The sequence below is a fragment of the bacterium genome (assembly GCA_039961635.1).
In the GTDB taxonomy this organism is placed as follows: domain Bacteria; phylum 4484-113; class 4484-113; order JAGGVC01; family JAGGVC01; genus JABRWB01.
Genome location: JABRWB010000050.1, coordinates 1 through 14,879, shown reverse-complemented (window position 1 = coordinate 14,879; position 14,879 = coordinate 1). Strand labels below are relative to the sequence as shown.

At 55.9% G+C, this 14,879-nt stretch carries 21 protein-coding genes; 9 read left to right on the top strand and 12 right to left on the bottom strand.

Features of this window, described 5'->3' with window-relative positions; all coding sequences use genetic code 11:
• Window positions 1-524 (top strand): NYN domain-containing protein (locus tag HRF49_07990; GenBank protein ID MEP0814590.1); only part of this gene is annotated, 524 nt, incomplete at its 5' end.
• 14 nt (window positions 525-538) lie between these two features.
• Here the strand turns inward: HRF49_07990 and HRF49_07985 are convergent.
• Genes HRF49_07985 through HRF49_07970 form a run of 4 tightly spaced genes read right to left on the bottom strand, consistent with a single transcriptional unit; the run spans window position 539 to window position 3,016 of the window.
• Window positions 539-1,099 (bottom strand): DUF2321 domain-containing protein, encoded by a 561-nt coding sequence (locus HRF49_07985; GenBank protein ID MEP0814589.1) that lies wholly within the window; start codon window positions 1,097-1,099, stop codon window positions 539-541.
• A 21-nt stretch (window positions 1,100-1,120) separates the two neighbouring features.
• Window positions 1,121-1,855: a hypothetical protein gene (locus HRF49_07980; protein MEP0814588.1), complete on the bottom strand. Its 735-nt coding sequence runs from the start codon at window positions 1,853-1,855 to the stop codon at window positions 1,121-1,123.
• Window positions 1,856-1,873: 18 nt separating this feature from the next.
• Window positions 1,874-2,371 carry a hypothetical protein gene (locus HRF49_07975; protein MEP0814587.1) on the bottom strand — a complete coding sequence of 166 codons (498 nt, stop codon included), beginning with the start codon at window positions 2,369-2,371 and terminating at the stop codon, window positions 1,874-1,876.
• Window positions 2,372-2,398: 27 nt separating this feature from the next.
• Window positions 2,399-3,016 carry a LexA family transcriptional regulator gene (locus tag HRF49_07970; protein MEP0814586.1) on the bottom strand — a complete coding sequence of 206 codons (618 nt, stop codon included), beginning with the start codon at window positions 3,014-3,016 and terminating at the stop codon, window positions 2,399-2,401.
• On the opposite strand from HRF49_07970, the gene HRF49_07965 reads away from it, so the two are divergent.
• The 3 genes from HRF49_07965 (at window position 2,972) to HRF49_07955 (ending at window position 5,032) form a co-directional block, all read left to right on the top strand.
• Window positions 2,972-3,382: a hypothetical protein gene (locus HRF49_07965; GenBank protein ID MEP0814585.1), complete on the top strand. Its 411-nt coding sequence runs from the start codon at window positions 2,972-2,974 to the stop codon at window positions 3,380-3,382. The two genes, HRF49_07970 and HRF49_07965, sit on opposite strands and share 45 nt — an antisense overlap.
• Window positions 3,383-4,030: a CHAP domain-containing protein gene (locus tag HRF49_07960; protein MEP0814584.1), complete on the top strand. Its 648-nt coding sequence runs from the start codon at window positions 3,383-3,385 to the stop codon at window positions 4,028-4,030.
• A 603-nt stretch (window positions 4,031-4,633) separates the two neighbouring features.
• Window positions 4,634-5,032 (top strand): hypothetical protein, encoded by a 399-nt coding sequence (locus HRF49_07955; protein ID MEP0814583.1) that lies wholly within the window; start codon window positions 4,634-4,636, stop codon window positions 5,030-5,032.
• A 15-nt stretch (window positions 5,033-5,047) separates the two neighbouring features.
• Here HRF49_07955 and HRF49_07950 read toward each other — a convergent pair whose 3' ends face one another.
• Window positions 5,048-6,082: a hypothetical protein gene (locus HRF49_07950; protein MEP0814582.1), complete on the bottom strand. Its 1,035-nt coding sequence runs from the start codon at window positions 6,080-6,082 to the stop codon at window positions 5,048-5,050.
• A gap of 144 nt (window positions 6,083-6,226) precedes the next feature.
• Between HRF49_07950 and HRF49_07945 the strand changes: the two genes are divergently transcribed.
• On the top strand, window positions 6,227-6,724 hold the full coding sequence (locus HRF49_07945; GenBank protein ID MEP0814581.1) for a permease: 498 nt from the start codon (window positions 6,227-6,229) through the stop codon (window positions 6,722-6,724).
• 15 nt (window positions 6,725-6,739) lie between these two features.
• A complete protein-coding gene (locus HRF49_07940; protein ID MEP0814580.1) occupies window positions 6,740-7,747 on the top strand; it encodes an NAD(P)-dependent alcohol dehydrogenase in 1,008 nt (335 codons plus the stop codon).
• A 9-nt stretch (window positions 7,748-7,756) separates the two neighbouring features.
• On the opposite strand, the gene tsaD is transcribed toward HRF49_07940, so the two are convergent.
• The 3 genes from tsaD to HRF49_07925 are packed head-to-tail and all read right to left on the bottom strand — an operon-like array spanning window position 7,757 to window position 9,807.
• A complete protein-coding gene (gene tsaD, locus HRF49_07935) occupies window positions 7,757-8,854 on the bottom strand; it encodes a tRNA (adenosine(37)-N6)-threonylcarbamoyltransferase complex transferase subunit TsaD (GenBank protein MEP0814579.1) in 1,098 nt (365 codons plus the stop codon).
• Window positions 8,855-9,451, bottom strand: coding sequence for a recombination protein RecR (recR, locus tag HRF49_07930; GenBank protein MEP0814578.1), 597 nt, complete (start codon window positions 9,449-9,451; stop codon window positions 8,855-8,857). It lies immediately after the preceding gene.
• Between the two features lie 2 nt (window positions 9,452-9,453).
• A complete protein-coding gene (locus HRF49_07925; protein MEP0814577.1) occupies window positions 9,454-9,807 on the bottom strand; it encodes a YbaB/EbfC family nucleoid-associated protein in 354 nt (117 codons plus the stop codon).
• A 117-nt stretch (window positions 9,808-9,924) separates the two neighbouring features.
• Here HRF49_07925 and HRF49_07920 point away from each other — a divergent pair, with 117 nt between their 5' ends.
• Window positions 9,925-10,518: a hypothetical protein gene (locus tag HRF49_07920; protein MEP0814576.1), complete on the top strand. Its 594-nt coding sequence runs from the start codon at window positions 9,925-9,927 to the stop codon at window positions 10,516-10,518.
• An 18-nt stretch (window positions 10,519-10,536) separates the two neighbouring features.
• Here HRF49_07920 and HRF49_07915 read toward each other — a convergent pair whose 3' ends face one another.
• The gene (locus HRF49_07915; protein ID MEP0814575.1) at window positions 10,537-11,139 is read right to left on the bottom strand and encodes a hypothetical protein; all 603 of its coding nucleotides are present in this window, start codon (window positions 11,137-11,139) and stop codon (window positions 10,537-10,539) included.
• Between the two features lie 108 nt (window positions 11,140-11,247).
• On the opposite strand from HRF49_07915, the gene HRF49_07910 reads away from it, so the two are divergent.
• Window positions 11,248-11,961 carry an alanyl-tRNA editing protein gene (locus tag HRF49_07910; GenBank protein MEP0814574.1) on the top strand — a complete coding sequence of 238 codons (714 nt, stop codon included), beginning with the start codon at window positions 11,248-11,250 and terminating at the stop codon, window positions 11,959-11,961.
• Between the two features lie 50 nt (window positions 11,962-12,011).
• Window positions 12,012-12,233, top strand: coding sequence for a DUF2283 domain-containing protein (locus HRF49_07905; protein ID MEP0814573.1), 222 nt, complete (start codon window positions 12,012-12,014; stop codon window positions 12,231-12,233).
• Window positions 12,234-12,317: 84 nt separating this feature from the next.
• On the opposite strand, the gene HRF49_07900 is transcribed toward HRF49_07905, so the two are convergent.
• From HRF49_07900 to HRF49_07890, 3 genes are all read right to left on the bottom strand, one after another.
• Complete coding sequence (locus HRF49_07900) at window positions 12,318-12,584, bottom strand: hypothetical protein (GenBank protein ID MEP0814572.1); 267 nt, start codon at window positions 12,582-12,584, stop codon at window positions 12,318-12,320.
• Window positions 12,585-12,594: 10 nt separating this feature from the next.
• Window positions 12,595-13,182, bottom strand: a complete 588-nt coding sequence (locus HRF49_07895; GenBank protein ID MEP0814571.1) for a hypothetical protein — start codon at window positions 13,180-13,182, stop codon at window positions 12,595-12,597.
• 156 nt (window positions 13,183-13,338) lie between these two features.
• On the bottom strand, window positions 13,339-14,823 hold the full coding sequence (locus HRF49_07890; GenBank protein ID MEP0814570.1) for a PKD domain-containing protein: 1,485 nt from the start codon (window positions 14,821-14,823) through the stop codon (window positions 13,339-13,341).
• Between the last annotated feature and the right edge of the window lie 56 nt (window positions 14,824-14,879).

Below are 14,879 nucleotides of genomic sequence, written 5' to 3'. Positions count from 1 at the left end.
ACTTAGCGGAAATGGTTAGGCTAATACTGAAGCCCGGCCAACAACTCCTTGCCGTGAAATACTGCACCACAAGGGCACTTGATCCTCGTAGCGAACGGCGACAAGCGGCTTATCTGCATGCTCTTCGAACCGAGCCATTGCTTGAAATACACTTCGGGCAGTATAAAACAATCGAAAAGGAATGCTCCAAGTGCGGGAACATTGATATTGTTCCTGTGGAAAAAATGACAGATGTCAATCTTGCAAAGGAGCTCCTTTGCGATTTGTTTCTCGATCGTTTCGATGTAGCACTCCTGGTGACCGCGGATAGCGATCTATTGCCTGTTTTGGAGTTGGCAAAAGCAGAATTCCCAAGGAAGTTCATTCTGCCGGTATTCCCTCCCGCCAGGGCTTCCAAGGAGTTAGAACAGGAGGCTGGAACGAAATTCAATATTGGCGAAAACATATTGCGCCAGGCCCAGTTTCCCCTTAATGTCCAGTGCGCAAGCGGCCGCACCATTCAGCGCCCCCCAAGCTGGAAATAGGAGCGCGCAGATACCTATCCTCGCAGCGCAATCTCCGCCAGCGCCTTTGCTGCAACTTCGGTGATGAACTTCTCAATAAACGACGGGATCTTCTTGCCAAGGTTCTTGAACGTATGCCAGATCCGACCGGCTGCCAACTCCCCTGCCGGCGTCTCGTTGGCGATCTCCTTCAAATCACCCGCAAGGATTCTCTGCCCCTCGGGATCGAGCTCGTCTACCATCGCCGCCATCTGTTCCGCGAGCTGCAGGCGATTCTCCGTCCAGGGATAAGGGGAACCGCATTTTGAACAAAACTTAGGCAATTCAAAACCTGGCACAATTACGGGCCTAGTTTTCAGCCTAACCAATGGTATGGGGCAATCAAGAACGATGCTTCCATTGATTGTTTCTCCGCAAGATTTGCAGCTTTGAATGGTGGGTAGACCGCATTTGGAACAGCGTTCTTGAGCTTCATGAGTTCGCAATTGGGCAACACTGGTTATCAAATGGCCATTTTCGCAGATAATTGCCCTATCGAAATGTTCAGGAATCCTGCCTCGCCAGGTTTTGATTTCGTCGAATTCAGATGCAGACATTGAGTTCACTCCTTCCCGCAATCAGGGCATTTCGTCAGGGGCACGGCATTCTCCTGTAAAAAGATTGTAGGCAAATCGCTGGCCGTCCTCCAAATGGTAAATCAATTCAGTTCGCGTGAACTCAATCGATTTCACTCCGTCAAAGAAATCACGATCGCGATGCCACAGCTTGCGGCGATTTGGAATATCGTATAGCACTAGCTGGTTGTCGTCTTTGCAGTCCTCGCGATTGTTGGAATTGGTGACAGCGACGAGGTATTGCCCATCAGCCGAAAGAGCACAATTAGGTTCATATAAAAGTGCAAGTAGTTTGAATTCGGCCAAGGAATCGCCTGCAGGACCGCGGACCACTAAGCGAGATGTCAGCCTTTCGAGATTATGAGCGTCGCATACCGAAATGCCGTTGTCGGCAACGTCACCCCACCAAGGCGCTTTCTGGCGTTTATGCCAAAGCAGTCTGGGATTACCTTTCGGGGTGCTCCAAGTAACCAAGCAGATCTTGTCGTCCATATCCGACCAGGCGAACATATAAAGGCCATTCGGCGACTTCTTGTAATTGCCGCAAAATCCAATGGGCTCGAAGCTGAAAATGCCTGTTGAACCATCACCCCAATTGTCAGGATCAATATCGCCGCGGGCCCGCATCGTCCTAAGTTGTCCGCCTTTGCTAGATCGTTCAGTATTGTCCGGCTTAGAATACAATGCGGTTAGTCCGTAGAGTAGAAGAAAAATAACGAAGAGGGAAAAAAGGAGCATTTCTTTCCCCGAAACAGACTACAGCTTAGTTGCGTAATAAACCGCGGTTTCAAAGACAGGAGGATCCGGTTCCGTACCGCTCATATTTGTTGCCGATGTGAATTCGAATGTGGTGCCGGAAGAACCATATTTTACGACAGCCGTGTCATAATCAATATAGGCAGTTTCACCGCCCTTGTTACTAATGCGATTTATACAGTGGTATGCAATTACCTCCGGTGTTGTTTTGGATTCGTCCGGCCGAAGCCACCAACCAGGATTGAGACCCACGATTGCAGCGATGTTAGCCGGCGCCACCAGATATAAATCGCCATTTTGGGAGTTCCTTCTTATTTCTACGATTCCCGAGAGAGGCCATCTTGCGGAATTTGCGTCTGGCTCAGCAGTCAATTGCCAAGCTCCCAGAACCGGATTTGAGTTGGGGCCAGGCAGGCTGGCAAGGGGACTCGAAAAACCCCCGCCACAACCTGCGAGCGCGATAAGCAAGACCGACGACAAGGCAGTTAATATCTTCATTTCATACCTCCTTGGATTTCTCCAGGCCTACAACTCCCGGCACAGCCTGATCGCTTTGACGATCTTCACGCCGTGGTTTTCCCAAAGGCGAATCGGCGGGTATTTGACATTGGCGCTCTGAAGCTCAATTCCCTGAACCCGCTTCTTAACCCGCTTCACCAGGTCGCCATCCGGCGTGGTCGCCACAACAACATCGCCCGTCTTTACCGGCGCGGCGGGCGAACACAACAAAACATCCCCTTCGACAATCTCTGGGGCCATAGAGTCACCTGAAACGCGAACCGCGAACGCGTCCGGATCCAAGTCGAGAATATCATATCCGACAGGCAAGCGCTCTAAAGGTTCCGCCGTGCCGTTGGATTCGCCGGGGGCTGTGGTTGCGCCAACCGAAGCATAAAGGGGCACTTCCGGACGAGCGGGCTTTCCGGACTGCATTTTCTCCACCAAGCCCCGAAGCTCCGCGATTGAGTCTAAAACTTCTGAGCGAAGCGATTCAGCAATAGGCTCAAGATAAGAGCGCTCAACCTTCAAGGCGGCTGAAATCGCATCTATCTTATCCGACATTGGCTCGGATCTGCCTGACTCCCAAGCGCTAATTGTTTGCGGTGCCAATCCCAGGATTTCGGCCAGATCCTCCTGGCGCATGCCAAGGGATTGACGCCGCTCCTTTATACGTTTGCCTATCCCCAAACCAAGGCCAGTATAGCACCTGGAAAAGATTTTTCCCCAAACTTCAAAAACCCCTTGACAAGCGGCGGGGCGACGATCTTCGGTTGCGCTTTACAGCTGGCATTCCACAAAGGCTGTCGGGCGGTTGTATGTGTAGGAATAGACATGAAGGGGAACGGCTACTACGACGGTTCGGCCAACCTTTACCGGCCGGGCGGCCCCTGGATGCACGTGCCGATCGTTGATGCGATGATCCGGACGATGCAAGCGAAGCGCCCGGACTTTCGCGTTTATAGCCTATCGCCGACGGCCTTGGATATTCCGATTATGGAGGTGGTTTGAATGACTCTCATGGAAATGGCGCTCGAAGTCGCGGGGCGTAACAAGTCAGTGGTTGAGCAGCCGCCCAATTCGAACTGGGGACCGCAGGTCAAATTGTTTTTGGAATCCGCGGGCATAAGCAAGCCCGCACCCTGGTGCGCCGCGTTCGTCTACTTCTGCATTGCACAGGCGGCCAAGGAGTTGGGCGTCGCGAATCCATTCCAGGGGATCAAGTATCCGGCGCTCGCATTCGCGTATTCTGCCTGGGGAGGCGAACACGACCGGATAATCAAAAGCAGGGGCGAACACGCCGATCACGAATATCCGCCCGGCGCTCTCGTCGTATTTCACTTCTCGCATATCGGCTTCATCCTCGATACGCTCGGCGGCGGAAAGGTTCGAACGATCGAAGGCAACACCAACGGCGCCGGCTCCCGCGACGGCGGGGCCGTGCTGGTCAAGGATCGTAAGCTCCATATCAACGACGTTGTCCTGACGTATGGGGAGCGGCAGCCGGTCAGAATCACCTGGGAGCTTGCGCGCCCGATCTTGCAGGCCGGCTATGAGCACCTTTTCGGCAAGCTGCGGCCGGAGGAGCGAGATGGCAATGTGCAGCTGAAGTACTGGAACGAACTCGTCAGGCGCGAGAAAGAGCGCTTCGACGTGTAACAAGAAAGCACAGCCATTCCCCCCCTGGCTCGTGCTCAATTATCTCCCAATTTTGTCCCGGCCCCCGTCGAAAAGAACGGCGGGGGCTTTTGCTCTGAAAAGGCACTTAAATCGCCCGCCTTGCTGCAGGAACCGGGGTAAATTTCAATGTTATGGAGGCTTTGAGCATCCTACCACTGGACTTTTGCCACCGCCCGCATCAATACTAGCTTTTTGCGAGGGATCGCCCCTTTCCGAAAGTCGTTTTGCCCTGTGAGGCCTCTAGCGTGCCCGTATTTGAAAACTGACCCTATCGGCGGCGCAGAAAAGCGGCCAAACTCCGGCAATCCACGTATAGCATTTCCGACCATCCAGCCCGTTTCGCGACTAAATTACCTCTCCTAATTGCACTTTGCAGTCCCTTGTATGTGAGCCCGCACCGCGCCGCAGCAATCGTCATCGCAACAAGACCTTGCATAATGCTGATGCGGTAAGAGGGCGCCTGTTTCGTTGTCGGCTTTCGGATATGACCCTCTCCGCTTGCCGGTTTGCATTTGAATAGCTCACCGTCGGCGGAGATGCATCGGGGAAAATTTGCCTTTTGAATGTGATTGGGTGATATCAATGACCAAGGAAAATATCGAAGAATTATTCGGCAAAATCAAGAAGCTGCTTATCAAGCATTCGAATGGCCTTGCGGCAATCGAAAAGATTCCCGGAAGCCAGGCAAAGGGTGACAAGCCCGGTTACCACCTTTACGGCAAGAAGGAAGTCGCGCTCGCGGGCAGGAAGCCGCAGCCGACGTATGTCGCGGGGATAATCGCCCAGAAGCATTTCGTTGGCTTTTACAGCATGCCGGTTTATTCGCACAGGAACGAATTCGATTTTTCACCGGAGCTTTCCAAAATGCTCAAAGGGAAATCCTGCTTCAACGTAACAACCGGTTCGCCGGAAATACTCGCGGAAATCGAATCGATAATTAAAAAGGGAATCGAAATCTACAAAAAGGAAGGCTGGATTTAGCAAACTGCCGTCGCATCAGCGGCGGTCTTTGATCGCGGAGGCCAGCAGCTCTGCAATCACCTTCTGGCCCCCGTTTGTCAGGTGGATCGCGTCGCGGAAGTCGTTTTCCCACAGCCCGGACGCGTCGCCGGAAAGATCCAAAAATACTCCCCCGCGCGCTTCCACGGAGGCGCGCAGCCAGCAGGCGAGTTCCGCGTATATTTTTCCGGCGCCCAGCGACATCAAACGCGCAAGAAGCTCCGGATGATCGGGCGCGATGTATACCAGAATCAGCGCTCCGTCATTTCGCGCCGAATCGAGCAGCTCCTCCATCGCTTTTTTGCGCTTCGGGCAAATTTCCGTGAAAGTGTTTACAGCCAGCCCTTTGCGCGGGTAATCAAAAAGCTGCCGAGCGATTCGGTTTGCGCGCTTTGCAGGCTCGGGAGATGCCGTCCAATCAAGGTGACCGTCCGGATGCCACCGGAATTTGCCTCCCCCGCTCGACCTCCTTTTGACCGTGCGCACGAGCGCATTCCAGGACGCGGTGGCTTGCTCCCGCGAAAACAGAAGCTTCTGCCGCCAAAACGGATCGGGTTTTACTGCACGGGCATCCTCCAGGATTTTTCTGAACCGCCCGGTGGCAACCGCCTCCAAATCAATCCCAAGCCGGGGATGAAACATGTTCGGCGCAATCCCTATAACAAGCGTTTTCGGCGCTCCGAATGGTGCGGCGGCGATTTTGTATAGAGCCAACAGGTCTTCCGCACGGGCGACCGTGACGCTGAAATTGAATACCGGCGCGGGAAACTCTGCGCGAGCCGACAGGTCCAGGTTGTACAACCGCGACGCGCCCAGAATCAGTGTTCCCGGAGCGGTGTGCATTTCCGCGAACATTTCCAGCTTTTTGCGCCGGATATTGGGGTGGCTGCGGGAAAGTCCGTGACCGTGGTAAAGATCGAAAGGATCGATGAGCAGATTCAGCGCGGCAAATGCGGCCGCGCGCAGCAGCACTAACATCCAGCAAAGCAGGCAAATGCCCGCCGCAATCAGAATCCAGTTGGCCGAGCCCAAGACGCGGCAATGTTAGCAGGATTGCCTGCCGCCGCGGCGGATTTCTTGACACGCCATTCGCGCGTGAATATATTCGCGGCTGCGCCGAGACTCGCGGGTGCGGCGCGGGTGCCCTTCTTGGCGGATAAACGGAGGAACTCACAGATGCTTGTCCCCACCATAGTCATGGCGATACTTGCCGTCGTGTTGCTAATCGTCGGCTGGCAGAAGGGAGGCGGCCAGCATGTCGCCGGCCTCAAATCCGCACTCGGAATGACTTGGCAGGTGCTGCCGCTTTTGGTTTGCGCGTTCATAGTCGCCGGAATGGTGCAATCGCTGATCTCGCCGGCCGCGTTGTCCAAGTGGATAGGTCAGGAATCCGGTTGGCGCGGAATAATTCTGGGCACGATCGCCGGCGGACTCACGCCCGGCGGCCCGTACGTGAATCTGCCCATCGTCGCCGTGCTGCTCAAAAGCGGCGCGTCCGTGGGCACGCTGGTCGCGTACGTTACGGGATGGTCTCTGTGGGCGGTCGGCCGGCTGCCGATGGAAATCGGAATCCTCGGCTGGCGGTTCACCCTGGTTCGTCTGGCCTGCACGTTCTTTTTCCCTCCGGTAGCGGGTTTCCTGGCGCAGCTCGCGTTCGGAAGGTTCAAGCTTTGACAAGGAGTTGATTGAATGGTCAAAGTAAATTGTTACGCCGCGTTCGAGGCGAAGGGGCGGCTTCTTCCGCATAAGTTCGACAAACCCAAACTCGCGCCGCACGAAATCGAGATCGCGATCACGCATTGCGGAATCTGTCACAGCGACGTGCATTTGATAGACGGCGACTGGGGCGAGCAAGAATGGCCTCTGATCCCCGGTCATGAAATCGTCGGCACAGTCGCGGCCTTGGGAGACGAGGTCGCGCACCTCAAGAAAGGCGACCGCGTCGGAGTGGGTTGGCAGGCGGGGAGTTGCCACCAATGCGAGTGGTGCAGCATTGGCGAGGAGCAGCACTGCAGCGAAAACCAGGCCACCTGCGTAGGGCGGCCCGGCGGATACGCGAAGTCGCTTTTCGTGGACGCGGGATTCGCGTTTCCCATTCCAGACGCGCTGGATAGCGAAAACGCGGCGCCGCTGTTATGCGGCGGAATAACCGTTTACACGCCGCTGCGGAATTACGGCATCGAGCCGCACATGAAAGTCGGCGTCGTCGGCATCGGCGGGCTGGGGCATCTCGCGGTGCAGTTTGCCGCGGCGTTCGGATGCGAAGTCACCGCATTCTCGCGCACACGCGCGAAGGAACAAGAAGCGTACGGATTCGGCGCGCACCGGTTTGTCGCGACCGGCGAGGAAGGTTGGGCCGACGCGGAAAATGGAATGCACGACGCGATTCTTTCGACGGTTTCCGGCGACCTCGATTGGTCTTCGTTCATTAAGATTTTGCGCCCGAAGGGAAAGCTCATTTGCCTCGGCGCTTCCCAGAACTCGATTGGAGTTAACGGAATTGATTTGATTGTAGGAGGGAAGTCAGTCTGCGGCAGCGCGATAGGCGGCTCGAAACTGATCCGCGAAATGCTCGAATTTTCCGCGAGGCACGGGATAGTCGCGAAGACGGAGACCGTGCCGATGAGCGAGGTCAACTACGCGGTGGACAAGACGCGGCGCAATGAAGCGCGCTACCGGATGGTGCTGGCAAACTAGGATTTGGCCCTAAAGCCTCAATCCAGGCTCCGCATCCAGCTCCTCGTCGTCCAATGGAATTGCGCCCCGCGCGGAGATTATCAGCCACGCCAGATACGCCATCATCTCGGCGTTGTCCACCGCCAGAGGCTTATGCGGCACGAGCACGTTGACGCCGCTTTCAGCGAGCATAGACCGGAAATTCGCGCAAAGCGCGGAGTTTGCCGCCACTCCGCCGGACAGCGTAAGCGTTCTGCAGTCGGGATTGTCCCTTAAAGCTTCCGCTGCCTTTATGAAAAGCGATTCGTTCAACGCGTTCTGCAGCGCTAGGCAAAAAGCGGGTTCGAGTGGATGTCCCGCTGTTATGTTTTCCGCCTTCATCAGCCGCAGCGCCGCGGTTTTAAGCCCGCTGTAACTGAAATTCAGGTCTCTTGATTCCCTCATGGGCACGGGAAGCTGGTGCCGCGCAAGCCAGCGCGCCGTGTCCGGATTTTCCGCGTCGGCATGCGCCGCGAGCCGTTCGATAGTTGCTCCGCCCGGATAATCGCGGCCGAGCGCGACCGCGATCTTGTCAAGCAGCTCCCCCCCCGCATCGTCCAGCGTTTCTCCAAGAGTCGTGTAATCGCCCAGCGCATTGGCGCGCACAAGCAGAGTGTTTCCTCCGGACACCACCAGAGCGATATGTGGAAAAGGAATTTCGCCGATGATACGTCCCCGGCGTGCATTTCCGTCCCCCGCGTCCAGAAACGGGCTGACGATATGTCCTTCCAGATGGTTCAATCCCATCACGGGAACGCCGAGTCCGAGCGACAGTCCCTGCGCGTAGTTGACTCCTACAAGCAGGCTCCCGACAAGCCCCGGCCCTCGCGTTACCGCAACCGCCTTTATGCGCTTCGTGTCGATGTGCCGCTTCAGCTCGAAGTACAGCGCGGGCAGGTCGGTTATGTGGCTGCGGGCCGCGATTTCGGGCACAACCCCGCCCCACTCCCGGTGCAATTCGACGCGTCCCGCCACATAACCCGCAAGGATCGTTCCCGCGGCGTCGACGGCCGCGATCGCCGAGTCGTCGAAGCTCGTTTCAATTGCAACGATTATCCCGTCCGCGCCGAGCGGCCCGCCCGCGTCCATCTACAGCTCCGTCCGGTGCGCCAGCGCCTGCTCCAGCGTATCGCTGTCGGCGTAGTCCACCTGTGCGCCCGTTGGAAGCCCGCGCGCAAGCCGCGTCACGCGTACTCCCAGCGGCTTCAATTCAGCCGCTATGTAACTGGCGGTCACATCGCCTTCCGCGGACGGATTTGTGGCCACGACGGCTTCATTCGTTCCGTTTTTCCTGATCCTCGCGATCAGCTCCGGAATTTTCAAATCCTCCGGCGTTACTCCTTCGAGCGGTGACAATACTCCGCCAAGAACGTGATAGACGCCCGTAAAGAATCCGCCGCGCTCGAGCGCGAACACATCCAGCGGCCCTTCGACGATCATCAGGCTTTTTCTGGAACGAGAACTGTCGGAGCAAACCGCGCAAAGCTTCCCCTTTTCGGAAAGTGCTCCGCACTCCCGGCAAAATCCCACACTCTCGGCCGCGTTTTTCAACGCATTCGAAAGTGAAATCGCCTCCACGTCCCCGCTTGTCACAAGGTGCAGGGCGATCCGCTCCGCACTGCGCGGCCCGATTCCCGGCAGCTTGGCGAGTTCCCTGACGAGCGCCCTTAGCGCTTCCGGCATCATCGCTATCCCAACAAATCCTTTATCGAGCCCAAATCCATTCCCCCGATGGTCACACTCTGCGACAACCCCTCGTACTTCTCCAGGTTGATGGCTTCGACGCGCCTTAGCGCGTCGGCAAGAGCGGAAAACACGAGGTCTTCCAGGAGTTCCACATCGCTGGGGTCCACTTTCGAGCGGTCGATTTTGACCCGGCGCACCTGTCTGTCGCCTGAAAGCGAAATTTCGACCGCTCCGGCGCCCGCGGAGCCGGTGACGGTGGCCTCCGCCAGCTCGGCCTCGACGGCGGCCTTCCGATCCTCGAATTCCTTCATCAATTGCTGAGCCTGCGCCATCAGGCTCGGTATGTCGAACTGCATTTCTCTCCTTGAGGCCGGAGATTGCTTCAGCCGGCCGGATTTACACTATACTATATCGCCGCCGATAATTCCCCGCGAGAGGCGGCCAGCCCCCGCGGGAAGACGCACGGAAAAACGATGGCACTCGGAAAAAAGGATGCAAAGGGAATTTTCTGCCTGGAAGGCGATTGGACGAACGACCTTCGGGACACCTCGTCGGTCGAAAACGGCCTTCGGCTGCTGCGCGACACCGAGCGCATTCCATACATACACCGCAACATCGCGACGCGCGCGGATTTCGAGTATTACCTGGGCAAGTGGGTGAACAAGCAGTACGCAAACTACCCGGTGCTGTACCTCGGATTTCATGGCGTGCCCGGCGGAGAAGTTATACAGATGCCCGCAAAAAAGGAAGAAGTTTCTCTTGACGACCTTGCGGAAATACTCGGAGGCCGGTGCGCGGGAAGAATCATTTATCTCGGAAGCTGCTACGCGCTGGACACCCACGGAATCCGCTTGAACAAATTCATCGCGCGCACGGACGCGCTGGCCGTTTGCGGATACACAAAGTGGGTCGCATGGACGGTATCCACCGCGTTCGAAATCATTCTTTTCTTTCTCATGCAGCGCCGCGCGTTCAATCGGACGGGCGCGCGGTGCATTGAGCGGGACATTCTCCGCGTCTCTCCCGACCTGTGCAAAAGGCTCGGCTTCAGAATGAAAGTGCGATAAAAATTCAACTCGCACACGCTAGAACATGTCGAACGCGAAGTCCTTTTGAGGGCGCACCACAAGAAAGCACGCGTCCGGCCGGTCCTCGATGTGGCACGACAATACGAATTCTCCGCCAGGCACCGAAATCTCGCCCGTCTGCCCGACCCCCACGTGCACCGGGCTCCACTTGTCCCCGTTTACGAACAGATTGCGCGCCGAATTGCCGCGGTTGATTATTTTCATCTTTATGCGGGTATGTTCCGGAGGCGTGGGCGCGGAAGCATCCTCAAAAGCATCCACGATGTCAATCCTGTATGCGACGCCCGCTTCCAGGTCGTACGACTTGCGCTCCCCGCCTTTCAGCCAGATGTCGGTCTGTCTGGGAGCGGTTTCCACGCAGCGCGACTTCCAACGCGGCACGCTGTACGGCGTCGAGCCTACAAACAAATCCTGCGTCGAGTTGGTCAGGTTTGCGAATACGACAAGAGAAGTCTGCGGATTTCCCGGCCGGACTACTTCCGGATGCGGAAAAGGGTATTCGTGCCGCATGAAAGCTATTTTTTCGAAGCCGCTCAGCCGCGCCGCGCCCGCGCCGCCCGCAGCCGGCGAAAGGTGCCGTCCCCACGATTCGATAGTCATAATCCACCGCCCGGCAGATGAATAATAAATAAGGCCGCGATGCGCCGGGGGTTTCATGCGCATTGTACCTCAAAATGCGGGCCGGCGCGCGGGTGTTAGAATTCCGCCATGCCTACCGAGCTTGTAAGTTTGTTCGATCCGTCCATCCGGAATTGCGAATCCGCCGTTCTCGAATCCGGCGACGGGTGGTTCATCCCCGGCCGCACCTGCTTTTTCGCGGAGGGCGGAGGGCTGCCCAGCGACCGCGGCGCTTTCAGCGCGGCCGGTACGTTGGGCGAAATCATAAACGTGCAAAAGACCGAGGAAGGGATGAAGCACTTCACCGCTGGCGGGGCGGTTCCGGCGGCTGGGGAATCCGTTTCGCTCTCGCTCGACTGGGAATACTGCCACCTTCTTCGCCGCTACCACACCGCGCTGCATGTGCTTTGCGCGACGATATGGAAGATGTACGGCGTCAAGGTTACGGGCGCGCAGGTGCGGGAGGGCAGCGCGCGGATGGACTTCGGATTCCCGGAGTGGAAGCCGGAGTACCGGGAGGCGATCGAACGCGAGGTGAACGCTGCGCTCTCGGGCGGCGCGGAGGTGAAAATTTACTCGTTGCCCGCCGACGATGCGAGGAAAATTCCCGATCTGCTGCGAACGGAGATTGACCTGCTGCCGGAGGGGCTTTCCGAAATCCGCATCGTCGAAATAGTCGGGGTTGACTTGCAGGCGGACGGCGGCGCGCACGTCCGCAATCTCTCGGAAGTCGGCAGGCTCGCGATTAAGAAAGTCGAAAACAAGGGAAAGGGATTCAGAAGGCTCGAAGTGGAGCTGGATTAGGAGTGCGGCCTTCCAAGGCCGCGTTCAATATCGAGATGGAGGTTGTGATCGTGCGAATTGTTTACGATTCTGAAGTAGACGCATTGAGAATAATTTTCAGGGAAACAACCACGACCTGCCGCGAAATCGGTGACGGAATCGCGTTGGATATAGACGCGGAAGGAAACATCGCGGGAATTGAAATCCTCGATGCGGGCCGGCGCCTCGGCGAGCGCGATACGCTGAGAAAGGTCACGCTGGAGGGAATCGGCATAGGCGCGGCCGCGGGATGATAAAAACGTCGGGCGCTAAATAAAAGCGGGAAGGAAAACTCCTCCCCGCCGGTAATACGACCAAAACTCACGCTTGGGAATTAGCTACTTTTTCGCCTGCGGTTTGCGCGTCGGTTTTGAGGCGGGAGGCTGCTTCTTTGCAATCGCCGCCAGTTTGCCGATGTCGATTCCGCCCGCGGCAATTTCCGTAATCTTTTCCAATCTTGCGTTGTGAAATTCGGCTATCGTCTTCACCGTCTCCGGCTCAAGCGCTACCGTATCGGCAAGTTTGTAATGCTTGACAACGATGCTTCCGTCCGGTTGCGACTTGAGTACAAGATGGTGATCCTCGTTTGCGTTTTCCGCCGCCATTTCAGTCCCCTTACGACGGATTCGTCACCGGCCCGTAAAGCGCAAGCCACGCCTCGCCGACTCCGTTGATCAGGCACTTCACCATGCACAGGAACTGCCATCCCGTCGCGCCCGGGCCGATGGCCGATAAAGGAGCTATGAAAACGCCGTTGCCGGGATCTGTCGAGATGTTGCCCGAAAAATCGGACTGGACGTTCCCCTGGATCTTCAGAATCGGCCCGTCGTCGCTTGTCTGGACAAGCTCCAGTACGGCGATCGAGTCCTCGTCGTCGAACTGGACGACGCGCAGCCTGCCGTCTGTGGCCGAACCGGACACGCCGCCTATCGCCACCTTGTTGGATGTGCCGATTACCTTTACCAGGTCCTCGAAGTCGTCGGTTGTAACGGTGAACAGCTCGCCGTCGGCCAGCACGAAATCGGCGTTGCCGTCGAAAGACGCGTTGCCAACCGAATCCAGAGCACCAATCCAAGTAGCGCCCCAGCGTCTTGACGAACTTCCGATGTTCTTGTTTGTCGCGCTTGTGTAAGGCAGAAGCCCCTTGTCCGCGTCTGGACGGATGTCCGTGGAACCATCCTCTACCCAATCAACTGTTGCCATCGATTAGAAGCTCCCGTGACTGAATTTCACAACAAGAAGAATTGCAAACCACTATATCGTACCTGAATTTCGAAGAATTGGCTTGAATAAACGCGTGCGTTACAAGATTTAACATGCTTAACATCTTTTAACAAATCTGCAAGTAAATCCATACTGCTATAGCGGTGATTCGCGCGTATAAAGATAAACAGCCGAAGCGGATTCATCTGCAGCGGCGACGTAGACACCCGAGTCATCCAGAGCCATATCAATGCTGGTTAGATAAGCACCTGTTTCATCCAGTGGTTCGCTAAAATAGCTAGTGCCGTCTTCCAATAAAAACACATTTCGCGTTAAGTTATCCGATTCGTAGTAAAAGCTAGCTATGTACACGAATCCTTGATCGATAAAGAGTGCCTTTCTAACTGCCTGAAGCAAGGGATAGTCCCGCAGCAGAAAAGGTGAGTTTTCCCAAGAACCGTTCTCGCTTGCTAACCTTGAAATGACATTGTCCTGGTCTTGCGCCGCATACTGTATTGAAATATTGTCTTGTTGCATTATCATGCACACACGCGTTGGCGGATTGACGGTTACAAGCTCTTCCTGGAATTCCCCTTCCTGCCTTGAAAACAAGGATATGAAATCCCTGATTTGAAGGATAACGGGAATGTTTATAACGTAATCGATATGGGAAATAAATAACTGTCTTTCGGAGGGCTGCTGAAATGGATCCTGCTCAGTCAGGCTTTCGCCCTTCCTTTCCGCAAATGAATACTGCCTGCCGTACTCCCCGTTCCTATATAGAAATCCGACTGCAGGCTGTATGGATCCGGTGCTTACTGCTAGCCAATCCCGCAAAAAGTACATATTGTTCATTCCACCCATGTTGTATACGGATATTTCACCCGATGGGTCCCGCTCAATCAATATTGCCTGCCGAAATTGGCCGTCAGTTGTCAAGTATGTTCCAACCACCATTGTTCCGTCCGCAAAAAAAGCAGGGCGCGTGGGATAACCAACGCTTGGTTGAAAGCCGGGCGGCGGAACTGGTTCTGCGAAATAATCCTCGAAACGCCATTCGTTTCCACCTGAACCGCCTTTGAAGGCCATTCTGATTCTGTCTTTAGTGCTATTTGGCATTATATCGTCACGTACGCCGTAAACGATGCAAAGCTCGCCGGTGACAGGAGAAACAGCAGCGCCGATACCGGTTTCCAAGATGTCGGTTTTAAGCTGGCTGGATCCCTGAAGCTGCTGCACCAATTCGCGCTGCCAGTAAAGCGAACTGGAATTTGAGACCAGAATTAGGTTTTTCAATGCAATTAATCCGCTGTTATCAGTTACGCGCAAAACCGCGTTCCAAATACCGGCACCGTAAGTGTGTTTGATGTTTTCAGAATTGCCAGACTGCCAGTCGAATTGGCCGTCGCCTTCGAAATCCCATTCGTACTTTACGATTTGCCCGTCGGGATCGTACGAATTGTTGCAGACAAGGGTGGTTTCAAACGGGGCATCGCCTTCAAGGGGCCACGCCCCGGCAATCGCCACCGGGGGCTGGGGCACCGGGCCGCCTTCGGGGGGATAGACGATCACGGTGACTGTCTTCGTCGTAGCAAGAAACGAATCGTCCGTCACGCGCGCGGTGCAGATGCGCACGCCCACTTCGCTTTCGGTGAAAAGGTGGGCTGCGGTACCGTTCGTGGAAGTGAAATCGCGGA

Coding starts and splice junctions, on each gene's coding strand:
- HRF49_07955 (MEP0814583.1), top strand. CDS start 4,634: ATGACCAAGGAAAATATCGAAGAATTATTCGGCAAAATCAAGAAGCTG.
- HRF49_07920 (MEP0814576.1), top strand. CDS start 9,925: ATGGCACTCGGAAAAAAGGATGCAAAGGGAATTTTCTGCCTGGAAGGC.
- HRF49_07960 (MEP0814584.1), top strand. CDS start 3,383: ATGACTCTCATGGAAATGGCGCTCGAAGTCGCGGGGCGTAACAAGTCA.
- HRF49_07910 (MEP0814574.1), top strand. CDS start 11,248: ATGCCTACCGAGCTTGTAAGTTTGTTCGATCCGTCCATCCGGAATTGC.
- HRF49_07945 (MEP0814581.1), top strand. CDS start 6,227: ATGCTTGTCCCCACCATAGTCATGGCGATACTTGCCGTCGTGTTGCTA.
- tsaD (MEP0814579.1), bottom strand. CDS start 8,854: ATGGACGCGGGCGGGCCGCTCGGCGCGGACGGGATAATCGTTGCAATT.
- HRF49_07925 (MEP0814577.1), bottom strand. CDS start 9,807: ATGCAGTTCGACATACCGAGCCTGATGGCGCAGGCTCAGCAATTGATG.
- recR (MEP0814578.1), bottom strand. CDS start 9,451: ATGATGCCGGAAGCGCTAAGGGCGCTCGTCAGGGAACTCGCCAAGCTG.
- HRF49_07915 (MEP0814575.1), bottom strand. CDS start 11,139: ATGACTATCGAATCGTGGGGACGGCACCTTTCGCCGGCTGCGGGCGGC.
- HRF49_07900 (MEP0814572.1), bottom strand. CDS start 12,584: ATGGCGGCGGAAAACGCAAACGAGGATCACCATCTTGTACTCAAGTCG.
- HRF49_07940 (MEP0814580.1), top strand. CDS start 6,740: ATGGTCAAAGTAAATTGTTACGCCGCGTTCGAGGCGAAGGGGCGGCTT.
- HRF49_07985 (MEP0814589.1), bottom strand. CDS start 1,099: ATGTCTGCATCTGAATTCGACGAAATCAAAACCTGGCGAGGCAGGATT.
- HRF49_07975 (MEP0814587.1), bottom strand. CDS start 2,371: ATGAAGATATTAACTGCCTTGTCGTCGGTCTTGCTTATCGCGCTCGCA.
- HRF49_07980 (MEP0814588.1), bottom strand. CDS start 1,855: ATGCTCCTTTTTTCCCTCTTCGTTATTTTTCTTCTACTCTACGGACTA.
- HRF49_07895 (MEP0814571.1), bottom strand. CDS start 13,182: ATGGCAACAGTTGATTGGGTAGAGGATGGTTCCACGGACATCCGTCCA.
- HRF49_07970 (MEP0814586.1), bottom strand. CDS start 3,016: ATGCGCCAGGAGGATCTGGCCGAAATCCTGGGATTGGCACCGCAAACA.